Annotated in this window: 16 protein-coding genes and 2 pseudogenes; 8 read left to right on the forward strand and 10 right to left on the reverse strand. The window is 62.4% G+C overall.

The features are described 5' to 3' along the window. The 5 genes and pseudogenes from KW842_RS11780 to KW842_RS11800 form a co-directional block, all read left to right on the forward strand. Window positions 1–238: pseudogene (locus KW842_RS11780) on the forward strand (IS3 family transposase); the annotation flags it as partial. A gap of 661 nt (window positions 239–899) precedes the next feature. After that, window positions 900–2432: a group II intron reverse transcriptase/maturase gene (gene ltrA / locus KW842_RS11785; RefSeq protein WP_229223648.1), complete on the forward strand. Its 1533-nt coding sequence runs from the start codon at window positions 900–902 to the stop codon at window positions 2430–2432. 80 nt (window positions 2433–2512) lie between these two features. Then, a pseudogene (locus KW842_RS11790) lies at window positions 2513–2990 on the forward strand (IS3 family transposase); the annotation flags it as partial. 232 nt (window positions 2991–3222) lie between these two features. Next, window positions 3223–3909, forward strand: coding sequence for a glutamine amidotransferase (locus tag KW842_RS11795; protein ID WP_218304301.1), 687 nt, complete (start codon window positions 3223–3225; stop codon window positions 3907–3909). Next, window positions 3897–4589 carry an MOSC domain-containing protein gene (locus KW842_RS11800; RefSeq protein WP_218304302.1) on the forward strand — a complete coding sequence of 231 codons (693 nt, stop codon included), beginning with the start codon at window positions 3897–3899 and terminating at the stop codon, window positions 4587–4589. The genes KW842_RS11795 and KW842_RS11800 overlap by 13 nt, the downstream gene beginning before the upstream one ends. Window positions 4590–4602: 13 nt before the next feature. Here KW842_RS11800 and KW842_RS11805 read toward each other — a convergent pair whose 3' ends face one another. From KW842_RS11805 to KW842_RS11850, 10 genes are read right to left on the reverse strand one after another with little or no spacing between them, the layout of a single operon-like run. Continuing rightward, window positions 4603–6900, reverse strand: coding sequence for a TonB-dependent receptor (locus tag KW842_RS11805; protein WP_218304303.1), 2298 nt, complete (start codon window positions 6898–6900; stop codon window positions 4603–4605). Between the two features lie 28 nt (window positions 6901–6928). Next, window positions 6929–7207, reverse strand: a complete 279-nt coding sequence (locus tag KW842_RS11810; protein ID WP_218304304.1) for a DUF2818 family protein — start codon at window positions 7205–7207, stop codon at window positions 6929–6931. Further along, a complete protein-coding gene (ccsB, locus tag KW842_RS11815; protein WP_218304305.1) occupies window positions 7207–8349 on the reverse strand; it encodes a c-type cytochrome biogenesis protein CcsB in 1143 nt (380 codons plus the stop codon). Before ccsB ends, KW842_RS11810 begins: the two co-directional genes overlap by 1 nt. A 10-nt stretch (window positions 8350–8359) precedes the next feature. Beyond that, window positions 8360–10147 carry a cytochrome c biogenesis protein ResB gene (locus tag KW842_RS11820; protein WP_218304306.1) on the reverse strand — a complete coding sequence of 596 codons (1788 nt, stop codon included), beginning with the start codon at window positions 10145–10147 and terminating at the stop codon, window positions 8360–8362. Beyond that, a complete protein-coding gene (locus KW842_RS11825) occupies window positions 10144–13248 on the reverse strand; it encodes an efflux RND transporter permease subunit (protein WP_218304307.1) in 3105 nt (1034 codons plus the stop codon). Before KW842_RS11825 ends, KW842_RS11820 begins: the two co-directional genes overlap by 4 nt. Next, window positions 13245–14543, reverse strand: a complete 1299-nt coding sequence (locus KW842_RS11830; protein ID WP_218304308.1) for an efflux RND transporter periplasmic adaptor subunit — start codon at window positions 14541–14543, stop codon at window positions 13245–13247. The genes KW842_RS11825 and KW842_RS11830 overlap by 4 nt, the downstream gene beginning before the upstream one ends. Before the next feature lie 59 nt (window positions 14544–14602). Further along, window positions 14603–15526 carry a multicopper oxidase domain-containing protein gene (locus KW842_RS11835; RefSeq protein ID WP_218304309.1) on the reverse strand — a complete coding sequence of 308 codons (924 nt, stop codon included), beginning with the start codon at window positions 15524–15526 and terminating at the stop codon, window positions 14603–14605. Window positions 15527–15558: 32 nt separating this feature from the next. After that, a complete protein-coding gene (locus KW842_RS11840; protein ID WP_218304310.1) occupies window positions 15559–15930 on the reverse strand; it encodes a cytochrome c in 372 nt (123 codons plus the stop codon). Continuing rightward, complete coding sequence (locus KW842_RS11845) at window positions 15930–16598, reverse strand: cytochrome c (RefSeq protein ID WP_218304311.1); 669 nt, start codon at window positions 16596–16598, stop codon at window positions 15930–15932. The genes KW842_RS11840 and KW842_RS11845 overlap by 1 nt, the downstream gene beginning before the upstream one ends. Before the next feature lie 14 nt (window positions 16599–16612). Further along, complete coding sequence (locus KW842_RS11850) at window positions 16613–17659, reverse strand: multicopper oxidase domain-containing protein (RefSeq protein ID WP_218304312.1); 1047 nt, start codon at window positions 17657–17659, stop codon at window positions 16613–16615. Between the two features lie 282 nt (window positions 17660–17941). On the opposite strand from KW842_RS11850, the gene paoA reads away from it, so the two are divergent. The 3 genes from paoA to paoC are packed head-to-tail and all read left to right on the forward strand — an operon-like array spanning window position 17942 to window position 21739. Next, on the forward strand, window positions 17942–18592 hold the full coding sequence (gene paoA, locus KW842_RS11855; RefSeq protein WP_218304313.1) for an aldehyde dehydrogenase iron-sulfur subunit PaoA: 651 nt from the start codon (window positions 17942–17944) through the stop codon (window positions 18590–18592). Then, entirely contained in the window at window positions 18589–19542 is a 954-nt protein-coding gene (locus tag KW842_RS11860) for a xanthine dehydrogenase family protein subunit M (protein ID WP_218304314.1), read from the forward strand. Before paoA ends, KW842_RS11860 begins: the two co-directional genes overlap by 4 nt. 4 nt (window positions 19543–19546) lie before the next feature. Continuing rightward, window positions 19547–21739, forward strand: coding sequence for an aldehyde oxidoreductase molybdenum-binding subunit PaoC (gene paoC, locus KW842_RS11865; protein ID WP_218304315.1), 2193 nt, complete (start codon window positions 19547–19549; stop codon window positions 21737–21739). Window positions 21740–21764: the final 25 nt, after the last annotated feature.

Raw genomic sequence — 21764 nt, forward strand, 5'->3', positions numbered from 1 at the left:
CGAGAGCCGTAGTTCGGCGGGAAGTCGCAGCATCGTGGGCATGATGCGCGAGGAAGGCACGGCAATTGGCCGCTTCAAAGTCAGTCGTTTGATGGAGGAGTTGGGGCTGGTCTGCAAGCAGCCTGGCAGCCATGCCTATAAGCAGGCCACGGTAGAGCGGGTCGATATTCCGAACCACCTCAATCGTGAATTTATAGTGGAGGCGCCAAATCAGGTCTGGTGCGGGGACATCACCTATGGTACGCCCAGCCAGCGTAGCCCGCCCACAAGGGGTGAAGCTGCTTGAGCATGTTTGGAATGCAGGACCGATAAGGTCTCATTTTTTTTCGGGAATGCCCTTCTTCTGCTACGAGAAGAAGTGAGCCGAAGCGGCGGTGACTTGCCGACACTGGCAAGGTGACGAAGTCCGTGGGAAACGGGGTTTGCGGCGAAACAGTTACGCCAAGATGAACCTCTAGGCTGAGTATGGGACGGTTGAGGAAAACGAACCTGTTAATCCGCACCTGAGGGTTGAAATGTCACCCCTGCCTACACTGTTTAACAGGCAGGACGTGGATCGGTTTCAGTTACACGTAAGACCTGAAATCGCGAGTGTCGATCAGACATGTATGCTGATCGACATGGGGGCATGGAGAGCGCGTAGCTAGACCATGACATCCGCGACGACTTGCGGAAAGCAAGGACAAAGGCTGCGACAGGCAACCTCGCCCATGCGTTTAAGTCCAGCATGTGAACTGGGGAAGGTCTGCACGGATGCGAAGGGAGTGTGCCCCCGATGACGTGCAGGCTGGCGGAACCTCCGTAGTAGTCCGAGATCGGGAAATCCGGTCACATGGCGAAGGGAGGTAGTTCAAGTGGTTTGCTTGGTCGATTAACTGACCACAATGAGGTGAAGACCTTTGATAATCAGTGAAATACAAAGCAAGCTGGCGACATGGTCCACGGAAAACAAAGAGCGCAAGTTCGACCGTCTCCTGAGGCTCGTCGCCGACAAAGCCTGGCTCAGTGAAGCGGCTCGTATTACGCTGGCCTCCAGCGGAGCCAAAACGCCGGGCGTCGACGGTATCGACAAGGTTCGAATGGACGAGCATCTCCACGATGAACTTGCGGCGATCCGTGCCGAACTGTTGGCGGGGTCGTATCGCCCGCTGCCAGCGCGGCGTGTATTGATTCCTAAAGCGAACGGCAAAATGAGGCCGCTGGGCATTCCTTGTCTTCGCGATCGTATTGTGCAACGGGCTGTTCTGATGGTGATGGAGCCCATATGGGAAAGCGATTTCCATACGGCGTCACATGGATTCAGACCGGCCCGTAGCGTGCACCACGCGATACGTACGGTGAAACTTCAACTGCAAGATGGTGGTGCTGAAAGTACCGCAGGCCGCTGGGTGATCGAAGGTGATCTAGCCAGCTACTTCGATACCGTACATCACCGCCTGCTCATGAAGGGAATTCGTAAGCGTATCGCCGATCAGCGCTTGCTGGAACTGCTCTGGAAATTCATCAAGGCAGGATGCGTTGATCACGGTCTGTTTCGAGCAGCAAGCGAAGGCGTCCCGCAAGGCGGGGTAATTTCACCATTGCTGTCCAACATCATGTTGCACGAGTTCGATGCTTGGATGGAGATGAATTACCTTAACAAGAAGGTGCGCAAAGACCGGTGGGCGTGGAACTTCGGCATCCTCAATCGGCGCCCCATCGCCGTGAGAGAAAACCGGCAGTGGATACCTGCAATATCATACTGTCGCTACGCTGATGATTTTGTGGTGGTCGTCAAAGGGACCAAGGCGGACGCGGAGGCAGTACGCGAAGCATGTCGCGGGTTTCTGGAAGACCAACTCAAGCTGACGCTGAACATGGAGAAAACCCGTGTTACGCACGTCAACGATGGTTTTGTTTTCCTCGGCCATCGCATCATCCGTAAGCGAGGTCCACGAGGCCGCATGCGGCCTGTCAGTACAATACCTTGGGAGAAGTACCGACGCTTTGCCGAGAAACTGGTCAGGCAGCTGTCGGGCGATTACGGTGCAAACCGGATGGATGTCGTGGAAAGCCTGAATCGGCAACTTGCAGGATGGGCAAACTTCTATCAGTACACCGACTTTACGGCCACTATGTTTAGCAAGATGGACCGCACTGTCTTCTGGAAATTTGGGTACTGGCTTGCGCGTAAGTATCGGCGGGGCTTCCCGTCCCTGATGCGCGACCATGTCTATGAACCAGAACCGGGGCAAGCGAAGACATGGGTAGTAGAAGGCCGTAACAGCCGTGGCTGGTATGGAGCGATAGCGCTTCGGCGTCTAGTCACAAGCCGCAAGGGGCAATTCAAATGGCGGACTCCGTCAGAAAATCCGTACATCGTGAGGGGCGATGCGCGGCGAACCATTGAGTCGCGCTACGCCGATGTTGCCTTTGCTATGAGCAGCACTTGAATGGAGAGCCGGATGCATTGAGAGGTGCAAGTCCGGTTCGGAGAGGAGAGGCAGGGAGATAGTTCGACTACGCCCTGCCTCTTACTCTACTCTGGGCGCAAGGGCGATGGTATTACTTGGCCGTGGTACTGGACTTGTTCGCGCGCCGCGCGGTGGGCTGGGCATTCTCGCCAAGGCCCGACGCTGACCTTGTTGTGCAAGCACTGGAAATGGCCTACGAGCAGCGAGGCCGACCGCAGGGGCTACTGTTTCATTCGGATCAGGGGAGCCAGTACGGCAGTCGAAAATTCCGTCAGCGCTTGTGGCGTTATCGTATACGACAGAGTATGAGCCGTCGGGGAAATTGCTGGGATAACTCCCCGATGGAACGGCTGTTTCCGCAGCTTCAAAACGGAATGGCTGCCGTCCACCGGTTACATGACGGCACAGGAAGCACAGCGGGACATCAGCCACTACCTGATGCACCGGTATAACTGGATACGGCCACATCAGTTCAATGAAGGATTGGCGCCGGCCGTCACCGAAGAAAAACTTAACGTAGTGTCCGGGATGGGTTGACCACTACAGTCGCCATCTGATGTGCTTTTGCTTCGCCGTTGAATCTTTCGATTACGGCCTGCAATTTGACATCGATGTAGTCTTTTTCTGTTGGCGTATCCATCGTTGCATGGTTTGCGCCGATCGGGAATGCGTCAACGATATTCCTCAATAGTGCTTCGGGTCGTTAGCGCAGTTGCCGTGGAGGTGTGCTATGATTATTTTAATTAGGACTCCTATTTTGAGGTGAGTTATGAATTGCATCGTGCTGTATCACGTTGGATTTGAAAATCTCGGGACGTTTGCTGCGCCGTTGGAGGCGCTTGGGTATCGGGTGAGGTATCAGCACGCATCTCTGCCATTGTCGGCCGCGCAGTGGGGGGAGGCTGATTTGGTGGTGGTGCTGGGTGGTCCGATCGGTGTCAACGATACGGCTCAGTATCCCTGGCTGGCTGCGGAGATTGAAGGCATCAAGTTGCGGCTGCAATTGAAACGGCCGATGCTGGGTGTTTGTCTTGGCGCGCAGTTGATGGCCTTTGCTTTAGGCGGCGAAGTGGGGAGCAGGGCTGCGGGCAAGGAGATCGGCTGGTCTACGTTGGATATCAGCGAACAGGCTGGCCCATTGGCGCATTTGCGCGATGTCCCGGTGCTGCACTGGCATGGCGATAACATCTGCTTGCCGGATGGCGTAGCGTCGATTGCTACGACGCCGGGGACGCCTTGCCAGGCCTTCATGGTCGGCCAGCACGCGCTGGGGATACAGTTCCACGCGGAGTTCGAGCCGGCAGCGCTGGAGCAGTGGCTCACCGGGCATGCCGTGGAGCTGCATCACGCTGGCGTTAACTTGCAGGCTTTGCGCAGCGATACTCAACGCTATGGCGCGCAGCTTGAACGCGCAGGCCAAGCCGTCATTCGGGATTGGCTGACATGCGTAGCGTGATCGACGCGCTGTTCATCGGCAAGGCCAAGCCGCTGCCGAGGAATGGTCACGCCGACGTGGCGAGCGGTATCGTGAAGACGCTGCAGGCGGGCAAGGTCTGGCTGTCGTTCAACGGTCTTCAGGGTGATGAACAGGGTGATCGCATGTATCACGGTGGTCCGGAGAAGGCCGTGCATCACTATGCGGCCGAGCATTACGCACACTGGCGCGCGCAGTATCCGGATAGCCCGGTGCCGATGAGGCCCGGCGCGTTTGGCGAGAATATTTCCAGCACCGGCATGACGGAACAGAATGTGTTCATTGGCGATGTCTACCGCGTCGGATCGGCGCTGGCGCAGGTGTCGCAAGGGCGGCAGCCATGCTGGAAGCTGAATCGCTTGCTGCAACGCGAAGACGCCGCGCTGGCGATGCAGCATTCAGGCGCAACCGGCTGGTACTACCGCGTGCTGCAAGAAGGCTGGATCGGCAGCGGCGATACGCTGGAACTGGTTGCGCGGCCGCAGCCAGAATGGCCGATGGCGCGTTTAATCAGCGCGCTGTTCGGCGTCGATACGCTGCCGGACGAATGGCGGCAGGCCGCGCAGATCGAGCAGCTGTCCGCAAACTGGTGCACCACATTTACCCGTCGCACCGAGTCGCTACAGATCGAGGACTGGACGCGGCGCTTGCGCGAGCCGTAAGCGCCGCGCTTCATTAACGCAGATCGTATTGCAGTTCGGCGATGAAGGTGCGCTGCGTGTACGGATGGAAGGCCCAATATTTGCGGTTGCCGAGGTTGTCGACGCCGACCGCAGCGCTCCACTGTTTGTCGAAACGATAGCGCAGTCGCGCATCGGTGACGAGGTAGCTGGAAACGCCGGTGTAGCTGGAGCCGTTGGGATCGGAGTTATCCAGCGTGCCCCATTGCTTGCCGCTATAACGCGCGCCCAGGCTGAGTGACCATACATCGTTGGGACGGTAGCTGGCCAGCAGGGTGGCGCGCTGGCGCGGCACGCGCGGCTGGTCCTTGCCGATGCTTGCCGGGAAGTTGGGGTTGTCGATGATGGTCGAATCGGCGTAGGTGATGCTGCCGTTCAGTTCCAGCCCGGTCCACAGCACGTTGTCAGCCTGTGCCGCCAGTTCAATGCCGTTGGTGCGAATGCGGCCGACGTTCTGAATGTTGGTGACGTTGGGCGTGACGGTGATGTTACGCTGCGAGTACAGCGCATCGCGCGTGGTTTCGTGGAACCAGGTGGCGCGCAACAAGCCCTGATCGAGCTTGCGTTCGGCGCTCAGCTCAGTGGTGACGGAGCGCTCGGGCTTGAGGTTGGGATCATTGTTCATCAGCGTGTCGCCAACGATGGCGCCCTGGTACAACTCGGCGACTGTCGGATAGCGCACCGCGCGGCCTGCGGAGGCTTTAAGCGTCCAGTCCTGATCCAGCGTGCGCGATAAAGCCAGCTTGGGCGAGAAGCTGGTTTCGTGGCGTTCGCCGAAGCGCTTGAGCGTCGAACCGCTGCCAAGGCTGCCGTTGAAGGCGGACCAGCGCTCCAGACGTCCGCCCAGCGTGGCCTTCCAGTCTGACGCAAAGCGCCAGGTGTCTTGTGCGTACAGGCTTTCCAGTCGCGTGTCGCCGTTAAAGCTGGAGGCGCTGGCGCCGGCTGCGCCATCTCGCCATTCCATAGTGTTGGACACCAGCGTGCGCAAACGGAAGCTATCCCGCTGGATGCCGAAATCGATGATGTGACGCTGATCGCCCGTTGGGCGCCAGATGCCTTTGGCCGCCAGCGTACTCCAGCCGCTGCCGCCCATGTCGGTCAACGTGCCAGTCTTCGCTCCCGGCGTGTTGATGAAGGCGGTTGGCGTACGCACCAGGTCCTTGCGGTAATCGTAGTCGCTGACCGCCAGTTCCCAATCCCACACGCCCTTGGTATGGCTCTTCAGCGACAGGCCCTGCATCCAGTGTTCAAGCGCACCGCTGGCGGGGGCGAAGTCGGCCGGCGTCAGCGTGTACTGGCGGCCGTCGATGTTGATCGCGCCACTGGTGACGGTATTGCCGGCCGCGTCGCGCAGGTAGGAGTTGACGCGGCGGTCGGCATCGTTCTGCCACCAGCCAAGCGTGTAGCTGGCGCGTATGGACGGCGTCAGGTCGTAAGCCAGTTTAACCTTGGCATGCTCTTGCTGCGTGTGGATCTGATTGGTGTCACCAAGGATCAGCCAGTCGGCGTTGGATGGATTCTTGTCGCTGATGGCGCCGCTGACCGGCGTGCCGCCTTTGCCCGGCACACCAGCGCTGAGCAGCTTGTTGGCGAAGGTGATCGGCTGGCTGTTGTTGTCCAGATGATTGAGGCTGACCCACCACGACCAGTCGCCATGCCGGTTGCCGACCGATAGGCTGCCCTGGCGGCCGCCGTAGCGATGGTCGGCGCCATACAGTTTGAAGCCCTGGCTATAGCCGGAAAGGCGCGCGTGCACTTCCAGGCTAGTCGGCATACGGGTCAGATAGTCAACCACCGCGCCGGCGGAGTTGCCGGGATAGGCGGCGGAGAATGGCCCGTACAGCACGTCGACGCGTTCGATTTCATCCGGCGCGACCATGCCCCAGCGTGGCGTGTAGGTCGCGCCGTTGCCAAGTAAATTCGACAGCAGGATGCCGTCGGCATACACCAGCGAGCGCGCGCTGTTGCCGGTTCCGGAGGCGCGGCTTGCAAGTACTGCGTGGTCGTAGTCGCCGATGTAGCGCTTGCGGACGTTCAGGCTGGGGAAGTATTTGAGCGCGTCTTCAGCGTCGGCAGCGTTAATGCTCTGTTCGATCTGCGCGGCGGTGATGCCTTCGATGGTGGTCGGGATTTGTGTGGGCAGCGAGGTAGGACGGCCGCCGCTGATGGTGACCATGGCCATGGTGGCGGTTGGCAGTGGCTCAGCGTCTGTGGCCCAGGCTTGTTGAATGGCCAGGGCGCCTGTGGCGAGCGCGAATAGTGCCCCTTTCAAGGAGCGGGTTGAGATAGACATAAAATTTTCCTTTGATCGGTTGTTGGGTTTATTTGCGCAGCAGGTGCCGGCAGACGATGCCGGGAAAGGCCAGCACCGCAAACAGCGCGAGCGTTACCGCCCACACTTCCCAGTTATGGCCGGACGGCTTGCCGACCGCGTTTTCCAGCATGCTGGCTGCAGTCATCCACAGCACATAGCCGGTGGCCCAGCCGGCGAGGTCGTTCAGCACCGGCCCCCAACTGCGCATGCCAATCAGGCGCAGGAAGGGCAGGTTGGCGAGCAGCGCCGCCAGGCCAAGGTTGATGAAGGCAATCGAGGTATGCATCACAGGCTGCCGTAGGAGTGGAGGCCGGACAGGAACATATTCACGCCGAGGAAGGCAAACAGCGTGATGGCGAAGCCGACCAGCGACCACCAGGCCAGCACCGCGCCACGCATATTGCGCACCAGGCGGGCGTGCAGCCAGGCGGCGTAGTTAAGCCAGACGATCAGCGCCCAGGTTTCCTTCGGGTCCCACGACCAGTAGCCACCCCACGCCTCGGCGGCCCACAGCGCGCCAAGAATGGTGGCGATGGTGAAGAACACGAAGCCCAGCGCGATCGCCTTGTACGACAGTTCATCCAGCCACGCGCGGCCAGGCAGGCGGCTGGCGAAGAACGGCCGGCCCGCCAGCAGCCAGGCAGCGCCGAACATGGCCGCCATCGAGAATGCGCCGTAGCCGATGAAGTTGGCTGGCACATGCACTTTCATCCAGTACGATTTCAGCGCCGGGATCAGCGGTTGGATTTCGTGCGCGCCGGCGCCGTACTTGAACATGAAGGTGACAGCGGCGCTGACCAGCAGCATCGCGAACAAGCCTAGCTGGCGGCTGCCGAAATGATGTTCCAGGTGCAGGTACAGCATGGTGGTCAGGAAGCTGAACAGCACAAAAACTTCGTACAGATTGGACACCGGGATATGGCCGATGTCCGCGCCCATCAGATAGGACTCATACCAGCGCACCAGCAGGCCGGCCAGGCCGAACAGGCTGCCGATCCACGCCGCACGCGTGCCGAGGCGCATCCAGTTGGCCGAGCGCCGCAACCAGCCAAGCGCGTACAGCACGGTGGAAGACCAGTAACTGAAGCCCATCCACATGATGGCAGACTGGCTGGACAGGAAATACTTGAGCAGGAACACATGATCGGCCGCCACCAGCTGTTGGCGGTACAGCGCTATCGCGAGCAGCGCCATGGCCGCCGCGCTCACGCTAAGCAGCTGTAACGCGTTCCAGGCCAGCGCCATGCACGCCAGGCCGATGGCGCTGGCGATCAGGATGGCGGTGTCGAAGATATCCATATGGGCATCGTGACGCAGCAGCGCGTAGCAGGTGGCGCCAACTAGCAGCACAACGTACAGGCCGCTGCGCAGCAGCTTGCGGCGGTCCGGGCCGATGACGGTGGTATAGCGATGGGAATACGCAAGCATCTTGTTTACCTCATGGTGTGACGGCGCCCACCAGCTGCGCGATGGCGGCGGTGTGGCGCTCGAATTCGGCTTTGAGGGCCGGGGTGTTGCGGTTGGCGCTCAAGGCCAGCAGCAGCTTGCCGTCGGCGGTATGCAGCCACAAGCGGCGTTCGCGGATGAAGTACATGGCGCACACGCCCAGCGCGAGCAGTGCGCAGCCCAGGTAGACCAGCTTCGCTCCGGGCGCATGTGTTACCTGTAGGCCGGTGGCGTTGACTTGTTTAAAACGCTCGAAAGTGAATAGCGCGGGCAGCTTCATTGACAGTGTGTCGTCGTAGGCGGTCAGTGCGTCATGCAGCTGGCGCGGACTGAGATCGGGTGCCAGCAGTGACGCTGAACGTTCCAGCAGTTCCTGGTAGAGCTGGCCGGTTTTGCGCGCCTGCTCATGATCGTCGCGCTGTGCTGACAGTTCGCTCAAGGCGCGGTAGCCGGCGTGCTGAAAGGCTTCCAGCAGTGCGGAGGAGGTGGTGCTGAGCGTCGCCGCCAAGCGCGGATCGGCAACCTTGGCGGCGACCTGCTGCGCTGCCATGGCGCGTTGTTCGGGATTGGCTAATGCCGCCGCCAGACGCAGATAGCCATCGATGCCGCCATCGGCGCCCAATGGAATGCGCAGGTAATCCATGGCTTCCTGGCTGCCCGCCTGGTGGCCGAGTACACGATAGTGCGCGCCGTCGATATCGATCGCCTGCTGGTAGAGCAGCCAGGTATCCGCCTGGCCCTGCTGGTCACGCAGGCGCAAGGCGAGCGATGGACCGATGTCGCGGGTGCGCTCGCCTGGCATGCCGCGCGAGTGCCAGCCGCCCGCGTCGCCGCGCTCCTTGTCGAAGACATTGATGGCGCGCAGCTCGGTAAATTCCAGTGTGGCCGGCTGGCCGTTTAACAGTAGCGGAGCGCTGTCGCCGATGATGCCTTGGATATCGTGCGGCGTGGTGCCATGCAGCCGCAGCGTGACCTGGCTGCCGCCATCGGCAAAGCCGGACTGGAACAGCGTCACGCCGCGATAGGTGTAGGGATGATTGACCTGCAAGGTGGCTGGCGTCACGACGCCGTTGTCGACGATGTCGATCTCGCTGCTGAAATCCATCGGCTGCCCGTTGGGATAGTGGTCAATGCGGAATGACTTCAGGCGCACGCTGAATGGCAGTTTCTGCTCGGCGATCGCATCGCCATTCTGGAGCAGGCCAGTATCGCTGCTGGCGCCCTCCGCGATTGTCATGCTGGCGCGGTAGGATATGGTCCCATCGATCAGGCCGCCGACGCAGATCAGCACCATGGCGCCGTGCACCAGCAGGTAGCCTAGACGGCGCGCGCTGCCGGCCCGCGCAGCCAGTAGCGTGCCGCCGGCCGTGTTCACCTGCTTGTGGCGGAAACCATGCTGGCGCAAGTAGTCGCGCAAGGCGGCGGGTGGTGCGGACAGCGCAAGTTCGGCATGGCATTCCAGGTTGCGCAGGCTCGCCAGGCTTTTATTTTCGCGATAGTTGCGCATATCGCGCAGCATCGACGGTGTGTTCTGCCACAGGCACAGCGCGGTGGAACTGGCCATGAAAACCAGCAGCGTATAGAACCACCAGGCGTGATAAATATCGGTCAGTCCGCACAAGCTGAAAAAGGCCGCCCAGAACTCGCCATAGCGGCTGACGTAGACCACAGCTGGCTGGCTTTGTTGCAGCACTGAGCCGATGCTGGCGGCGACGGCCACCACAGTGAGGATGGCGATGGCGAAGCGCATTGAACGCAGTAGGTCGAGCAGGGCTTTCATGCTGGCGCTCCCTGTGCCACAACAGTAGCGCGCGGACGCAGCGCCAGCCAGTAGACGGCCGGGATGACGATCAGCGAGAACAGCGGCGCAGTCACCATGCCGCCGATCAGCGGTGCGGCAATGCGCTGCATGACATCGGCGCCCGCTTCATCGGACAGCATCACCGGCAGCAGCCCGCCGAGTATCACCGCCACCGTCATCGCCTTCGGCCGTAGCCGCAGCAGCGCGCCGGACAGGATCGCGGCGTAAGGATCATGCGGACGCTCGGCCAGCGCCTGGTCCAGATACAGCAACATGACGATGCCGAATTCGGTGGCAACGCCAGCCAGCGCGATCAGGCCGATCACCACCGCGACCGATATCTGGTAGCCCAGCAGCCAGGTCAGCCAAAAGCCGCCGATCACCGAGAATGGCAGGCAGGCCAGCACCAGCGCCACCTTGCGCAGATCGCGGAAGTGCAGATAGAGCAGGGCGGATACCAGCAACGCCGTCATGCCGACCGCGCTCCACAGCCGCGCCTTGCCGTCCTTGAAGTTGATGTACTGGCCTTGCCAGGCCATGGTATAGCCAGGCTCCAGTTGCAGTCCCTGATCCAGCGCGAGCTGTGCCCGCTCAAGATAGCCGCCCGCGTCAGCCCCGTCGATATCGACATACACATAGGCCACCGGGCGCGCATTGTCGCTCTTGATTTCGGTCGGCCCGTCGGCAATGCTCAGCCGAGCCACTTCGCGCAGCGGCAGCATGGCGCCGTCCGCACCCTTGAGGCGGATTTGCTCCAGCGCCTCAAGGTCGTTGCGTTCGGCGCGCGGGAAGCGCAGCGTCACCGGATAGCGTTCACGCCCGGAGACGATGGTGGAGATGCTTTCGCCGCCTACCGCCATCTGTACCGCGCGCTGGATTTCGGCCACCGACAAGCCATAGCGCGCCGCCTGCTCGCGGATCACGCTGACATCGATGTAGCGGCCGGACTGGGCACGATCCGCCAGTACCGAGCGGGTGCCGGGTACGTCGCGTAGCAGCGCCTCGACCCGTGCCGCCTGCTGTTCCAGCCGCGCCAGGTCGGGACCAGTGAGCTTGACGCCCAGCGCGCTGCGCACGCCGGTGGATAGCATGTCGATGCGGGTTTTGATTGGATAGCCCCAGGAGTTGGTCATGCCGGCCAGACGCACGGTCTGATCCAGCTTGGCGATCAGCTCCGCGTTATTGCGCGCCGAGCCTTGCGGCCATTCGGCGCGCGGCTTGAGCATGATGGTGGTTTCAAACATCGACAGCGGCGCTGGATCGGTGGCGGTGTCGGCGCGGCCCGCCTTGCCGAACACGCGCGCCACTTCCGGCATGGCGGCGATCAGCGCATCAGTGCGTTGCAATAGCTGCGCCGCCTCGCCGACCGACAGCGCCGGCATGGTGGTTGGCATGTACAGCAAGTCGCCCTCGTCCAGCGGCGGCATGAATTCGCTGCCGATGCGTTGCAGCGGCAGCAGCGTGCTGGCCAGCAGCAGCGCCGCCAGCGCGATGGTGGCGCGTGGCCGTGCCAGCGCCGCATGCAGCACCGGCTGATAAATACGCCGCAATGCGCGGTTGACCGGGTTGGCACTTTCCGGCGCCAGCTTGCCGCGAATCGCGTAACCCATCAGCACCGGCGTCAGCGTGATCGCCAGCATCGCGGCGGCGGCCATCGCATAGGTCTTGGTGTAGGCCAGCGGCGCGAACAGGCGCGCCTCCTGGCCGTCGAGCGTCAGCACCGGCAGGAAGGAGACAGTAATAATCAGCAGCGAGAAGAACAGCGCCGGGCCGACTTCACCGGCGGCCTTGCGCACCAGAGGCCAGATATCGTCGGTATCTCCATGCTGTTCCAGATGGCGGTGCATATTCTCGATCATGACGATGGCCGCGTCCACCATCGCGCCGACGGCGATGGCGATGCCGCCCAGCGACATGATGTTGGCTGATACGCCTTGCACGCGCATGATCCACAGCGCCGCCAGTATGCCCAGTGGCAGCGTAACGATGGCCACCAGCGCCGAGCGCAGACGGAACAGGAAGATACCGCAGATCAGCGCCACCGCCAGCGATTCCTCCAGCAGCTTATTGCGCAGCGTATGCACCGCGCGTTCGATCAGCGAGGAACGGTCGTAGGTGGTGACGATCTCCACGCCCGGCGGCAGCGATTTCCGCAACGCGGCCAGGCGCTGCTTGACGCCCGCGATGGTGCTCATGGCGTTCTCGCCGTGGCGCATGACGACAATGCCGCCGGTGACTTCGCCCTTGCCATCCAGATCGGCCAGCCCGCGCCGCAGCTGCGGTCCGGTGCTGACGTTGGCCAGCTGCTTCAGGCGTAGCACGCCATTTTCGGTGGCCAGCGGAATATCGTCGAAGTCGGAAGGCTGCTTCAGGTAGCCGTCGGCGCGCAGCAGGTATTCGGCGCGCGACATATCGAGTGGCGCGCCGCCGCCGGCGCGGTTGGCGTCGTTCACCGCCTGCGCCACTTGTTCCATGCTGACGCCATGCGCCGCCAGCCGCGCCGGATCGGCTTCGATCTGGAACTGGCGCGCCATGCCGCCCAGCGTCGCCACTTCGGCCACACCCGGCACGGATTGCAGTTCCAGCTTGAGGTGAAAGTCCTGCAAGGCGCGCAGGCGGGCGGGATCGGTTTTGCCGCTGCGGTCTACTAGCGCATATTCATACACCCAGCCGACGCCCGAAGCGTCCGGGCCCAGCGTGGGCACGGCGCCTGCCGGCAGGCGGCCACTGGCCTGGCTCAGCGTTTCCAGGATGCGCGAGCGGGCCCAGTACAAGTCGGTGCCATCCTTGAAGATGACATACACATACGATTCGCCGAACATGGAGAAGCCGCGCACGGCGCGTGCACCCGGCACCGCCAGCAGTGAGGCCGCCAGCGGATAGGTCAACTGGTCCTCGACCAGTTGCGGCGCCTGGCCGGGCAGGTCGGTGCGGACAATCACCTGGACATCGGACAGGTCGGGCAGAGCATCCAGCTTGAGCCGCGTCAGCGACTCCAGGCCGCCGATCAGCAACAGCAGGCAAGCGGCCAGCACCAGCAGGCGGTTGCGCAGCGACCAGTCGATGACCCGGGCGATCATCGCGTATGCTCCGTGCCGCCCAGGCTGGCCTGCATCAGCTGCGGCGCCTGCATGGCGGCTGCGCCATCCAGCAGGAACTGGCCGTTGACCGCCACCCGTTCGCCTTCCTTCAGGCCGTGGGTGATGGCGACCAGTTCATCGGTGCGGATGCCGGTTTGCACCGGTACGCGGGTGAAGTGGTTGTCCGTGCCGGCTACCACCACGAAGTCGCCGCGGCCGGTGCGTATCACTGCCTCGCGCGGCACGGCGAGGCTGCGCTGGCGGCCGGACAGGATCTCGACTTCGGCAAAGGCGCCTGGGCGGAAGGCGCCGCGCGGATTATGCAGCGCCATGCGCAGGCGCGCGGTGCGGGTCTGCGCGTCGATCTGCACGGTGGAGAGGTCAACCTTGGCGCGCTGTACGGTCGCGCGGTCCAGGCCGGAGCGGAACTGCACGGTATCGCCGTTGCGCAGCCATTCCAGTTGGTCGGGGAATAGAGTGATCTCGGCCCACACGCTGTCGTTGCCGGCGTAAGAAAGAATCTGCTGCATCGGGTTGACGTAATTGCCTTCGTGCGAGGCGAGCTGGGTTACCACGCCGTCGCGCGTGGCGCGCACCGGCACCACGTCGATCACGCGGCGGCTTTTTTCGAGCTGCGCGACCAGGTCTTCACTGAGGTCGGCGGCCAGCAGGCGCGAACGGGCGCGGAATTTTTCCTTGGACAGGCTGCCGACCATGGCCATGTTGGAGCTGACCACGGTCATGCTGTCACCGCCGAGCAGGCCATCCTTGCGCTGTAGCAGATCGATGTATTCGCGCTGGCGTTGTTGCAGTTCGGGGGAGTAGATCTCGTACAGTATCTGGCCGCGACGCACCGGTTGGCCGACGCCTTGCACGTACACTTTGCGCAGCCAGCCTTCGACTTTCGGGTTGACTGCCACGGTGCTGCTTTCATCGGCCGACAGCGTGGCGTAGGCGCGTACGGTGCGGTTCATCTCGGCCATGCTGGCGGCGGCCAGCTGCACGCCCATGCGCTGCTGGGTGGCGGGATCGACGTGCACCATGCCGCCGTGCTGGTGGCCATGGCCGGCTGGTGCGGCCGGTGCGGCGCCATTCTGCGCCGGCACCAGGTTCATATTGCAGATAGGGCAGACACCTGATTTGTCCTGCATCACTTGCGGATGCATGGAGCAGGTATAGCGCGTGTGTGCGCCGGTGCCGGATGGTGTGGACTGTGCGCGGTCGCAGCCTTGCAGCGCGATGGCCGCCAATGCCAGGCCGGCGCTGGCCAGGAATCCCCTTCGTTTCAAGCCCATGATGACCTCTCGTTGTTGTTGGTGCTTGCGGATGGCGGGCCGCAGCCCGCCATGTATGCTTAGCGCACCAGGATGTTTTCGCCGCGGCCCATTTTTGGATCGGCGTCCTTGGTGAATTGCAGGATGGCGATGGCGCCGCTCAGCGCCTGGCGCAGCGAGTGCGACACCAGTGCGTTCGCGCCTTCTACCGGCGAGATGATGTCGAAGCTGGCGGCGTCGCCAGGACCGACCACATAGCTCTGCAAGCCAGTCAGCTGGTTCTTCGGATTACCGCTCGGGTAGACCTTGTCCCAGATGCCTGCGATGGCGTGGAAGGACGAGAACTCATTGACACCGGCGTTGACGAAGTAGACGCGCACACGCTCGCCCGGCTTGGCCTGCAACATGCGGGTAGCGGCCGGATCATGCACCGGGTCATACTTGAAGATGCCGCCGTTGAACATCACGTTGGTCCATTTGTTGGCCATCATGTCGGCCTGGTTGTCCGGATTCGCGTACAGCTCCGACTGGATCAGAACGTACTCGCGGTCCGCTTTCGGCATGGCCGATTTGTCTTTCGGATCGACGATGATGGCGCCGTACATGCCGCGTGCGATGTGCTGGATCATCGGATCGGCGCCGCAGTGGTAGAAGAAGATGCCCGGATAATCGGCGCGGAAGGTGTAGCTGCCTTGCTCGCCCGGCTTGACCTGCTCGAAGTCCTTGACCACGTCCACGCGCGCAGCGTGGAAGTCGACCGAGTGCGAGTTCTTGCTGGACTTGTCGTTGAACAGCGTGAACTCGACGATATCGCCTTCTTCCACATGGATCACTGGACCTGGGACCATGCCCTCGTAGGTCCAGGAACGGTACATGGTGCCCTTGTTGTCGATGGCGGTTTCGACTTCCTTGGCGGTCAGGTTGATCTTGACGGTTTTCGCCTGCACGGCGGCGGACCCCAGCAGCGCCAGAGCGACTGCAATGCTCATGCTCAGTTTTTTCATATGCTTTCCTTGTTATTCAAATGTATGGGTCTTCATTTCGCGCTGGTCTTGCTGACCACGCGCAAATAGGCGACCAGTTCCTTGATTTCGTCGTCGTTGAGTACTCCTTCCCATTTCGGCATTAATACGGATTTGCTCACCGCCAGCCCGCCGCCCTTGATCGCCTTGAACAGCGTTTCGTCGGGCGTGTCGCCCATGGCCTTGGTGTCGGTGTGGTCGCGCGGCTTGACGGCCATGCTGGCGCTGTTGATGCCGTTGCCGTCGCGGTTGACGCCGTGGCACTGCACGCAGTAGGTGTTGTACAGCTTGACGGCGTGGGCCTCGTCGGCCTTGGCCGCATCCATCGAGCAGGCCGCGATCGCCAGGGCGATCAGCGCATACAGATGATTCAGCGAGAACTTCATTATTTTTTCTCCTTCAGGGTGCTGACGTAGGAGGTCAGCTTCTGCAGGTCGGCTTCGGTCAGCCCCAATGCCGGCATCCAGGTGTGGGCGTCGAACTTCTGCGGATTGCTGACATAGGCGTGCACGAAGTCCGGTTGCAGCCGGTCGCCGGCGCTGTACATCTCCGGCGCGGAGCTTGGCTTGTCACCGGGCTTGGCGCTGTGGCAGGAAGTGCAGCCGCGCAGCTTGGAGAACAGCATCGGAGCCATCGACCCGCCGGCTTCGCCCTTGAACGCGCCTGGCGTCACCAGGCCATCGACCTTGAGTGCCATCAGCAGCTCGGCGGCGGTGGCGGCATCGGCGGCCGACAGCTTGGGATGCGGCTGCAACTGCGCGGCGTCGACCACGTCGATGCTTTTGTCCGCCCCCGGCTTGACGGCCTTGGCGTACATCACACCGGCGCCGCGGATGGTGCTGGGGTTTTGCAGCCAGCTGACCAGCCAAGGCTTGTTGAACTTATTGCCGACGTAGTACAGGTCCGGTCCCTTGCGTTCCCACAGCCGCTCCAGCGAGGCATTGGCCGGCTTGGTGATGGCGTGGCAGGCGACGCACTGCTGGCTCAGCAGATCCGCTGAGTGAGCGGCGCCGCTGAAAGCCGCCAGTGCGGCAATCAGTATTCTCAATCGCATGATGAAACTCCGTGTTATTGGACAGCCTGGCCCTTGAAGCCGTCGTTGGTGTAAATGCCCGGGCCTTTCTTGAGCGACTCCTCGTAGTAGAAGTTCGGCTCGAATTTCTTGTTCTTCCAGTCGTAGAAGCTGTCCGGCTTGATCTCGGTGTATTCGAGCACGGTCATGATGCCGCCCATCGGCCGGTCGCCGTTCATCACATGAGTGTCGACGTGGTCGTGGATCATCCACAGGCCCGGATTGTCGGCGGTGAAGATCACGTCATAGCGTTCGCCGGGCGCCACTGCCAGCGTATCGGCCTTGTAGGGCTGCGGCAGCGGGAAGCCGTCCTTGAAGGCCACCGTCATGACGTGGCCGTGCAGGTGGATGCTGTGGGTCAGGTCGCCCGCGCCGATGAAGCGCATGCGCACCACATCGCCCTTGCTGACGCGCAGCGGCTGGTTGTCGGGGAAGGATTTGCCGTTGATGGTGAAGTAGTCGAACTTGTCGCCGGGCAGGCCGCCGAAGCCGGGCTTGTCGGCCCATTTGGAATCCCAGTCGGAGAGCATCATGATGAAGTCCTTGGTCACGGTTTTTTCCAGTGCGGTCGGCTTTTTCGGACGCACGATGAACGGCCCCCACATGCCGCGCAGTACCACGTGCTCGTTGACATTGACGTGGCAGTGATACCACATGGTGCCGGACGGATCGGCGACGAATTTGTAGGTGAAGCTTTCGCCTGGCTGGATCGGCGCCTGTGTGGTGCCGGCGATGCCGTCCATTTTCCAGCTGCCTTTTTGCAGCATGCCGTGCCAGTGGATCGAATGCGGCAGCGCGGTGACGTTGTTGACGTTGACCTCGACCTGGTCGCCTTCATCGACATAGAACAGCGGTCCGGGCACCTGGCCGGAGAAGGCGAAGGTGTGGTACTGCTGCTTTTCCACCAGCGTGATCCTGGTGTCTTCGATATTCATATCGTACTTGCGCACGGCGGCAGATGCTGCGGACGAGAGTAGCGCGCCGGCGGAGCACACGGCGGCCAGCGTCGCCAGCCGGCGCAGGAAGGAAAGGTGCTGCTTCATGAGAACTCCTTGAGGTTTTTGCTTAAACAGGCATTTAAAATACTTCTTTAATGGTCTTAAAAAGGGCTCGCAGAGCCCGTGTCCATCCGTTTAATGATGCAAATGGTATACATGTTTAAGGCGGTCCGCAAGGAAAAGTTTTGTTTATTCGCAAGTTCCCGGATGCCGAGTAGGGGTAATGCCGAGCGGCGTGCTCAATCGTGTTTAACCTGAATTCGTATCGCATTTAGTATAAGACCCGACCCGACCCGACCCGACACGACAGGCAGGAGATGCGACGATATGAATGATCTTAGCGATGTGAATCTTTCCCGGCGCAGTGTGCTGATCGCAGGCGCCTTGTCCGCCACCGCCAGCGCGGTGCCGCTGAGCGCGAACGCGCAACAACAGCAACAACAGCAGGCAAGCACGCCGCCGCCTAGCCAGGCGGCATTTTCCTTCACCGTCAACGGCAAGCAGCACACCCTGGAAGCCGACACCCGCACCACGCTGCTGGATGCGTTGCGCGAACACCTGCACCTGAGCGGCACCAAGAAAGGCTGCGACCACGGCCAGTGCGGCGCTTGCACGGTGATGGTCAACGGACGGCGCATCAATTCCTGTTTATCGCTGGCGGTCATGCACGAGGGCGACAAGATCACCACTATCGAAGGACTGGGCACGCCGGACAATCTGCATCCGATGCAGGCTGCCTTCGTCAAGCACGACGGCTATCAATGCGGCTACTGCACGCCGGGACAGATATGTTCCGCCGTGGCGGTGCTGGACGAGATCCGGCAGGGCATCCCCAGCCACGTCAGCGCCGACCTGAACAGCAAGCCGCTGCTCAGCGAAGCCGAACTGCGCGAGCGCATGAGCGGCAATATCTGCCGCTGTGGCGCTTACTCCAATATCATCGACGCGATCACGGAAGTGGCGGGGAGGCCGGCATGAGAGCCTTTACCTATCAGCGCGCGTCAACGCCGGTGGAAGCAGCCGCCATAGCAGCGCGCTCACCGGGCGCGCGCTTTATCGCCGGCGGCACCAATCTGCTGGACTTGATGAAGCTGGAAATTGAGACGCCGCAGCACCTGATCGACGTGAACGCCCTGGCGCTGGACAAGATCGAAGCCGTCCCCGGCGGCGGGCTGCGCATCGGCGCGCTGGTGCGCAATACCGATCTGGCTGCCGACCAGCGCGTCAGGCGCGACTACGCGGTGCTGTCGCGTGCCTTGCTGGCTGGCGCGTCGGCGCAGCTGCGCAACAAGGCGACCACCGCTGGCAACCTGCTGCAGCGTACGCGCTGCCCGTATTTCTACGACACCAACCAGCCGTGCAACAAGCGCCAACCGGGCAGCGGCTGTTCGGCCATCGGCGGCTACAGCCGCAACCACGCCATTCTCGGCGCCAGCGACGCCTGCATCGCCACCCATCCCAGCGATATGGCGGTGGCCATGCAGTTGCTGGATGCGACGGTGGAAACCGTGCGTCCTGACGGCGTTACCCGCAGCATACCCATCGCCGAATTTCATCGCCTGCCCGGCAACACGCCGCATGTGGAAAACGCGCTGGTGCTGGGCGAGCTGATTACCGCCGTGACCTTGCCCAAGCCACTGGGCGGTGTGCACGTCTACCGCAAGGTGCGCGACCGCGCATCCTATGCGTTCGCGCTGATCTCTGTGGCGGCGGTGGTGCTGCCGGACGGCAGCGGCCGCGTTGCACTGGGCGGCGTGGCGCACAAGCCGTGGCGCGTGCCGGCGGCGGACGCCAGCCTCCCGCAAGGCGCCAGGGCGGTCGCCGAGCAGTTGCTGGCCGGCGCCAAACCCAGTGCGGAAAGCGCCTTCAAGATTCCCCTGGTGCAGCGCACGCTGGCATCCGTGCTGGCTGACGTGAAGAAAGGCTGATCCCATGAAATTTACGACTCCCGCCACCACCAATCCGATCGATCAGCTGAAAGTCATCGGCCGCGCCACTGACCGCATTGACGGCCCCTTCAAAACCACCGGCACCGCGCCGTACGCCTACGAGCACCAGCCCGAGCGGGTAGCTTATGGCTATGTGGTGGGCGCCGGTATCGCCAAAGGCCGCGTCACTTCGCTCGATGTGGCTGACGCACAGCGCGCGCCGGGCGTGCTGGCGGTGATCACGGCGGACAACGCTGGCAAGCTGAGCAAGGGTAACTTCAACACCGCCAAGCTGTTGGGTGGGCCGGAAATCCAGCACTACCACCAGGCGATTGCGCTGGTGGTGGCGGAAACTTTTGAGCAGGCGCGCGCCGCCGCGCAGCTGCTCCATGCGCAGTACAGCAAGCAGGCCGGCGCTTACGACCTGGCCAAGGTCAAGGACAAGGCGAAAGAGCCGGGCGACAAGGATGCCAAGGACCACAAGCTCGGCGACTTCAACGGCGCGTTCAATGCGGCGCCGGTCAAGCTGGACGCGGCCTATAGCACCCCGGACCAGTCGCATGCGATGATGGAGCCGCACGCGTCTATCGCCAACTGGCAGGGCGACAAGCTGACGCTGTGGACCTCCAACCAGATGATCGCCTGGGGCCGCGGCGACCTGGCGAAAACGCTGGGCATCCCCAAGGAAAACGTGCGGCTGGTATCGCCGTATATCGGCGGCGGCTTCGGCGGCAAGCTGTTTCTGCGCGCCGAATCGGTGCTGGCCGCGCTGGGCGCCAAGGCGGTGGGACGGCCGGTCAAGGTTGCGCTGCAACGCCCGCTGATGATCAACAACACCACCCACCGTCCGGCGACCATGCAGCGCATCCGCATCGGCGCCACCCGCGAAGGCAAGATCAGTGCGATCGGGCATGAAAGCTGGTCTGGTGATCTGCCGGACGGCAAGCCGGAAACAGCGGTGCAGCAGACGCAGTTGCTGTATGCCGGCCCGAACCGGATGACCAAGCTGCGGCTGGCGGTACTGGATCTACCGGAAGGCAATGCGATGCGCGCGCCGGGCGAAGCGCCAGGCCTGATGGCGCTGGAAATCGCCATCGACGAGATGGCGGAAAAGCTGAAGATGGACCCGATCACCTTCCGCATCATCAACGACACCACGGTCGATCCGGCCAAGCGCGAGCGCAAGTTTTCGACGCGCCGCTTTGTCGATTGCCTGCGCACCGGCGCGCAGCGCTTCGGCTGGGACAAGCGCAATCCGCAGCCGGGCAAGACGCGTGACGGCCGCTGGCTGATCGGCATCGGCGTGGCGTCGGCCTTCCGCAACAACCTGGTGCAGAAATCCGGCGCGCGGGTGCGGCTCAATGCGCAGGGCATCGTCACCGTGGAAACCGATATGACCGATATCGGCACCGGCAGCTACACCATCATCGCGCAGACCGCCGCCGAGATGATGGGCGTGCCGCTGAAGCAGGTGGTGGTCAAGCTGGGCGATTCGGACTTTCCGGTATCCGCCGGTTCGGGCGGCCAGTGGGGCGGCAACAGCTCGACCGCCGGCGTGTACGCTGCTTGCGTCAAGCTGCGCGAACTGGCCGCGCAAAAGCTGGGCCTCGATCCGGCCAAGGCCGAATTTGTCGCCGGCGCGGTGCGTGCCGATGGCCGCTCGCTGCCGCTGACGCACGCCGCCGAACAAGGCGAACTGGTGTGCGAGGACACGATGGAATACGGCGACCTGGACAAGAAATTCCAGCAATCCACCTTTGGCGCGCATTTTGTCGAAGTGGGTGTGGACGCCTATACCGGCGAGACGCGCGTGCGGCGCATGCTGGCGGTGTGCGCGGCCGGCCGCATCCTCAATCCCAAGGCGGCACGCAGCCAGGTCATCGGCGCGATGACGATGGGCGTGGGGGCGGCGCTGATGGAAGACCTGGTGGTTGACCAGCGCCTCGGCTACTTCGTCAACCACGATCTGGCCAGCTACGAGGTGCCGGTGCACGCCGACATTCCGCATCAGGAAGTAATTTTCCTGGATGAAACTGACCCGGTGTCTTCGCCGATGAAAGCCAAGGGTGTGGGCGAGCTGGGGATCTGCGGCGTCGGCGCGGCCGTGGCGAACGCCATCTACAACGCTACCGGCGTGCGGGTGCGCGACTATCCGATCACGCTCGATAAACTGCTGGCAAAAATGCCGGAGGTTTGAGTTGGTGCTATGCTGGTGGAACGTT

This window comes from Duganella sp. sic0402, assembly GCF_019219065.1.
In the GTDB taxonomy this organism is placed as follows: Bacteria; Pseudomonadota; Gammaproteobacteria; order Burkholderiales; family Burkholderiaceae_D; genus Rugamonas.